Annotated in this window: 4 protein-coding genes; 3 read left to right on the forward strand and 1 reads right to left on the reverse strand. The window is 67.2% G+C overall.

Annotated features, from left to right (window positions below; all coding sequences use genetic code 11):
* Positions 1 to 6: 6 nt before the first annotated feature.
* Complete coding sequence (locus ACIBG0_RS04655; RefSeq protein ID WP_397029205.1) at positions 7 to 1467, reverse strand: aminotransferase class I/II-fold pyridoxal phosphate-dependent enzyme; 1461 nt, start codon at positions 1465 to 1467, stop codon at positions 7 to 9.
* A gap of 120 nt (positions 1468 to 1587) precedes the next feature.
* Here ACIBG0_RS04655 and ACIBG0_RS04660 point away from each other — a divergent pair, with 120 nt between their 5' ends.
* From ACIBG0_RS04660 to ACIBG0_RS04670, 3 genes are all read left to right on the forward strand, one after another.
* Complete coding sequence (locus ACIBG0_RS04660; protein ID WP_397029207.1) at positions 1588 to 2142, forward strand: hemerythrin domain-containing protein; 555 nt, start codon at positions 1588 to 1590, stop codon at positions 2140 to 2142.
* A 711-nt stretch (positions 2143 to 2853) separates the two neighbouring features.
* Positions 2854 to 4248, forward strand: coding sequence for a hypothetical protein (locus tag ACIBG0_RS04665; protein WP_397029209.1), 1395 nt, complete (start codon positions 2854 to 2856; stop codon positions 4246 to 4248).
* A gap of 18 nt (positions 4249 to 4266) precedes the next feature.
* Positions 4267 to 5820, forward strand: coding sequence for a hypothetical protein (locus ACIBG0_RS04670; protein WP_397029211.1), 1554 nt, complete (start codon positions 4267 to 4269; stop codon positions 5818 to 5820).
* Positions 5821 to 5829: the final 9 nt, after the last annotated feature.

Here is a 5829-nt window from a genome sequence, read left to right on the forward strand (position 1 = left end):
CGTGCGTCACTCGGCGACCACGCGAACCGTCCGCATCGAACTATCGGCCGCGTCCGGCACCACCATTCCGGCGTGCACACCGGTGACCAAGTAGTCGATCACCGGCTCGTTGAGCCGCTCCCCGGGTACCGCGACCGGAATACCGGGCGGATACGGCGTGAGCTGTTCGGCGACAATTCTTCCGACGGCGGACTTCATTTCGATCGTGTCGACCGATCCGAAGAACGCGTCGCGCGGGAGCATGGTGGTTTCGAGCTCGAGTTCTTGGGGATCGGGGAGTCGAATCTGTTCCGGCGCCGGAATTTCCGATGCCGCCGCGCTGAGCGACAGCAGCGCATCCAGCAGCCGCCCGGTGGTCGACTCGTCATCGGCCATCGACAGTGTCGCCATGATCCGGCGATGATCGCTGAGACCGACATCTATGCGCGCGTTCTCGCGCAGCCAATCGGCGCACTGGTAGCCGGACAGCCCTAGTTCGCTGACATCAATGAGGACCTGCATACGGTCCAGATCGTGCGAGGACTCGGCGCCGAGCAGCTCGTCTTCGAGCACGTGGAATCCCGGAATGGCCTCGATATCGGCACGCAGTTGTCCGGCCAATTTCAGCGCGGCGCCGAGCAATTCGTGACCGTGCTCGACCATCTGGCGTCGCCAACCGTCCAACGCCGCGTACACCATGACATTCGGGCTGGTGGTCATCAACAGATCCGCGCACGCCGAGAGGCGCTCGCGTTCGACGAGGTCGCCCTGCAGATGGAAGACCGAACCCTGCTCGAATTCACTGCCCATCTTGTGCACGCTGACCACACAGACATCCGCACCGGCATCCATTGCCCAGGTGGGCAATTCCTCGTGGAACGGCAGATGCGCGCCCCATGCTTCATCGACGATGAGCGGTTTGCCGCGCTCATGGCACACCTCGGCGATACCCTGGATATCGGCGCAGGTTCCGTACGGACTCGGGCTGACGATCAGGGCCCCCGCCGCATCCGGATAGCGCTCCCAGGTTTCCCGGATCTGCTCCGGCGACGGCGGATGCGACAGGTGCTGCTCGGCATCCCAGCGCGGGGTGATCCAGCGCGGCTGCACACCGGAGAAGATCAGACCGGCGACGATCGACTTGTGACTGTCGCGCGCCACCAGCAGGCCCGGTGAGCCGCCCGCGACTGCCATCATCGCCGCCTTGACCGACAGTGAACTACCGCAGGTCGAGAAAAACGCATAGTCGGCGCCGACCGCGTCGGCCATCAATTCCTCGGCCCGCTTCAGATAGCCACCACTTGCCTTACGGTCGTCGAGCCCGCTGTTGCCCAGGACATCCGAACCGAACGTCTCGGCGCCGATGATGCGCCGCACGCGCTCGTCCGCGCCGCGGCCCTGTCGGTGGCCGGGCGGGGTGAAACCGTATCGTCCCAGCTCACGGTATTGAGCAAGGGCATCGAGTAGAGGAGCTACGGCATGGTCCATATTGCCGACCTACCCAGGGGCACAGGTGGCAAACGGTTGGGTGGTGAGTTTGCCCGTGGCGCGCTGGTCGGCCTTCGGAGGAAGATGTGTAATACCCCGCCGCCAGAAATGAGGTGCACGATGGGAAAGCTGGATCAGAACGTGATCGATCTGCTGACCGCCCAGCACGAGCAGATCCGGCGCCTGCTCGAGAAGCTGAGATCGGGCCAGGACGATAAGCGGGAACTGTTCACCGAGCTGGTGCGCCTACTCGCGGTGCACGAGACCGCCGAGGAGGAGGTCGTGCATGCGGTGGCACGACGTGCGGCCTTCGGCGCCGACGACATTATCGGGCCCAGATTGGCCGAGGAAAACGCGGTGAAGCGCGCACTGGCCGAACTGTACGACATTGGGATCGACCATCCCGATTTCGATGCCAAGCTCGCCGCATTCGCCGATAAGGTCACCGAACATGCCGCACACGAGGAGACCGAGGAATTCCCCTTCCTGCTCAAACAGTTCTCGGTGAACCAGCTCGAACGCTGGGCCGGCATGGTGCGCGCCGCCGAGCGCCTCGCCCCGACCCGGCCGCACCCGCATGCTGGAGAGAGCGGCCTGGCGAACCTTGTGACGAGCCCGCCGCTGGCTGTATTCGACCGAGCCCGGGATGTCCTGCGCGACATGCGTTCCCGCTGAAACAGAATGGATTCGAACTCTTCCCGTTGTGTTCGGTCATCTATGTCCGCCACACAGGAGGAACGAAGCTCCATGATGACTACCCCGAACTCTCGGCGTTCTGCCCCGATCGCGGCTGTCTTCGCCGCGATGGCCGCGGCCTCGGTGATGGCTGCCGCTCCCGCGTTCGCCGCCACCGTTCCCCTGACGGCGGACCCCAGCTAACCACCGCTGGCTTCGGGTTCCGAGGCGCAGGTGCGGGTGGCGCTCGTCGACCGTGACGGCATCGTGGTCTCCGGACAGGCAAAGAAGTTCACCGTGCCGTAGTGCGCACCTCGATTCCGCACCGGCACTCCACTCGGGGTACCCGATGCCAGGATCTGGTCAGCCCATGCCTGAGTGATCATGGTCCGAGGTGCCGCCTGCGTATGCGGGAACGGCTCTGCCGGAAGATCTTCGGATGGTCCCGGGTCTTCGGAGCCGTTGCCGGGTGCTGTCGCGTTCACGTTATGACGGAGTTCACTGAGCGGTGGGCTTGCCATGGCTGGTAAATGCCGACGTTGCGCCGGGACGGGAAATGCGAAATCTTCAGCCTGGGAATTTCCACATCATGACGACGTACCGATCCTGGTGATTGGGGGGGACTGCTCGTGAAGTGTTCGCGATCCATGTTGCGCGTTGGCGCCTCCGAGGTTTCGGCGCGCGTGTCGTTCCCGGAACACGGAGAGTGCCTTGACGCAGGCCGGGGATGAGGACCTCGCGGCGTTGGCCGATCGGATCGTGGCCGGGCTGCGTGAGGTAGCCCCGCCCGGATGGCAGCGACTGGAGGCGCGCTTCGCGATGACCGTGGTCGCCGAATCGACAGTCCTGATGGTCGACGACGGCGTCCGGTCGATCCGGTGCCCCGTACCGGATGCGGTGTTGGATGTGGTGCGTCGGCATCGGCAGGTGTCGGCAGACGCGGACGGCGGGCCGTGGTGGCGGTGGCTGGTCGGCATCGATGCGGACGGTGTCGAGACCGCTGCCGATTACGGTGCGGTGCCGTTCCCCGGCGAACAGTTGTTCGCACCGGAGGCCTATCTCGCCGACCTGGAACGCTATCCGCGGGATCGGCTGCCGGTGTGGCTGGCGGCCTACCTCGGGCGCGGTGACCGTCGGACGCGGCCGCCGCGCGCTGCTGCCGCCGCGACGCGGGCGGACCAGCGCGCGGGTCTGCGGGCGGTCGCCGTGGATAACGAGCTGCCGGAGCTGGCTGTGTTGTGGGCCCGGTGGGCGGTGCTGGCGGCGGCCTTCGTGGCGGTCGGGTCGGGGCAGGGGCCGAGGATCGGTCCGTCGGTTGGCATCTTCGAAGGCGCCGGACGCAGCGGCTCGACGTTGACACTACTGCCCGGTGACCGGGCCGTGCTGTCGGGTGGTGTGTGGGATGCGTCGGTCTTGGACGCCGTGTACAACGCGGGTGCGGCAATGCCGGAATTGTTTGCGGGAGCGCCGGATTGGGTGGCTGATCCGGTGCTCAATCCGCGGGCGGCAACCGGTTTGCTGTCGTTTTGCTACTGGTGGGAGGCAGGCCAGTGGTACCGGGGTGAGTCCGCGCCGATATCGGAATGCGCGTCGGCGCTGCCCGCGGTGTGGACCGTCGGCACCGTGGCGGGTGTCGTCGGCAACCTGCTGGACGACCAGTCGGGTGGTACGTCGGGCGCGGCCGAGTTGTTGGTGTCGGCTGCGCAGGTCGGCGCGGTGACTCGGCAGGCGATCGTGCAGGTCTTCGGTGACGGTGACGGCACCGACATCGATGGCGCGATGTTCCAGTTCATGCTCGCGGATCTGGACGCGAACCACGCCGAGGGGATCGGCGAAGCAGATGCGCTCGACCTCGTCCGTGATCACATCCGAAGACAGCAGTACGACACCACGGGGTATCTGTTGTCGTCACTGCGGGCCGATCGCATCAGCGTGGGCTGGATGGTGCGTTCGCCGGTGCCCGACGGCGAAATCGCTTTGGACCGTGCGGTTTTCTATGTTGCCGACGATGGCATTGTAGAGCGCTCGACCACGTCGGTGCCGTGGTCGATGTTCGTCTCCGGCTTCGAGCGACGGTTCCGGCTGCGCGGCAACGGCCGAGCCTGACCGGAGGGCGATCGCGACGTGAACGATGATGTTCGGTTGGATCCGGACCAGCTGCGAAATCGGGGAGCGCGGCTGGCCGAACTCGGGGACCGCGTGGGGCAAACCTATGCCGGACTCCGCGATTCCCTGGCGCACGCCGACGGCACTTGGGGCGACGACGATCTCGGTCTCGCGTTCGCCAAGGAGTTCAAGCCGCATGCCGACCAGTTGCTGGCCCATCTGCGGGCGATGGAGCAGAGCTTGAAGAGCACGGCAGCCGGAATAGTGGACGCCGCAAGCCGATTCGAAGAACAGGACATGCTCGGCGCCAGCCGGATCGGCACTGCCGCCGACCGCCTGGACCCGATCGGCGAGTCTGCGTCGCCTTGGCCGATCGGCAGCCCGGGCACGTCGCCGCCCGCGGGCGCACAGTCGCCACTTACGTCCGAACCCGCGACGACGTTTCCGGCCAAGGGGGCGCCCGCGTATCCCACGGACCGGGCCGACCCCACCGAGCGATCCGTCCCCGGCGGGGCCCGGACACCGGAAGCGTCCGCGGGACGCACCACGTCGGAGAGCGGTCCCTTGCGGGATCCTTCGAATCGGTCAGCAGGCCGAGAGAAGGAGCGGGGAGCAGGCGGACCGGGCAACGGTAGCCCAGGCAAGCCGACCGCAGACTCCGGTCACCGTCCTCCGGCCTCCGGGGTGTTCGCCCCGGCCGCCACCCGGGACGCACCCCGTACCCCCGCCGCGCGGCAGGCGGCGGCAGGCTCACCGGGCGGTGTGGGACGGCGGGATACCCCGTGGTCCGGGCAGCCGCCCAGAACGGCAGGACCGCCTGCCGCTGCCCAGGCGAGCCCGTCGAGTCCTCGGTTGCCGTCTTCGCCGCGGGCGCCGAAGCCCGCCGACGAATCGCGGGATCAGCGCCGCGCCGACGCGCGCCCGGCTACGGATCCCGTAATCGGCTGGCTGGCCCGAGCGCTGGCCGAGCACCACGACGTACGGGTAACCGGATTCGATATCCCCGGCTTGCAGGTGCCGGTCATGCGAGAATTCGCGGCCGCTGTGGACCGGGTGCTCACCGACTACCCGGTGATCGCGCTCGATGTCGTCGCGGTGGCCGAGCTCGATGCTGAATCGGGGCCGGTGCGGTGGAGTTTCGAACCACGCGATACGCGGGGCACAGACGCCGGTCGGTCGATCACCCTCGATCAGCGGACCGCGACGCGAGCGACCAGAGCGGCGGAATCCGACGCCGAATCGGCGGAGCTGGATATCTACCTGGCGACGCTGCGCGAATTCGGCCGGGCACTCGACTTCGCCGGTGGCGGTGTCGCAAGCAGGCGGGCACAGCATGTTCTGATCGCGGAGTATTTGCGTCTCGAGGGGGTACGGAACAGCACATTCGCTGAGGTAGTGCGCGGCTACCGGCGCTGGCGCGACGAGTTGACCGGGGCCGCCGGGGATGCACGCGGGTTCGACGTGCGCCGGGCCCTCGGCGCCGCCTTCGCCGATGTCGTGCTGCGCGGCGACGAGGCGAGCGTTCAGGCACGAGCACTGCACGCGGTGCTGGTCGACGCGACGTCGCGGTAGGTGGTGCCG

It is taken from the genome of Nocardia sp. NPDC050630, assembly GCF_044457245.1.
GTDB lineage: Bacteria > Actinomycetota > Actinomycetes > Mycobacteriales > Mycobacteriaceae > Nocardia.

Coding starts and splice junctions, on each gene's coding strand:
- ACIBG0_RS04660 (WP_397029207.1), top strand. CDS start 1,588: ATGGGAAAGCTGGATCAGAACGTGATCGATCTGCTGACCGCCCAGCAC.
- ACIBG0_RS04655 (WP_397029205.1), bottom strand. CDS start 1,467: ATGGACCATGCCGTAGCTCCTCTACTCGATGCCCTTGCTCAATACCGT.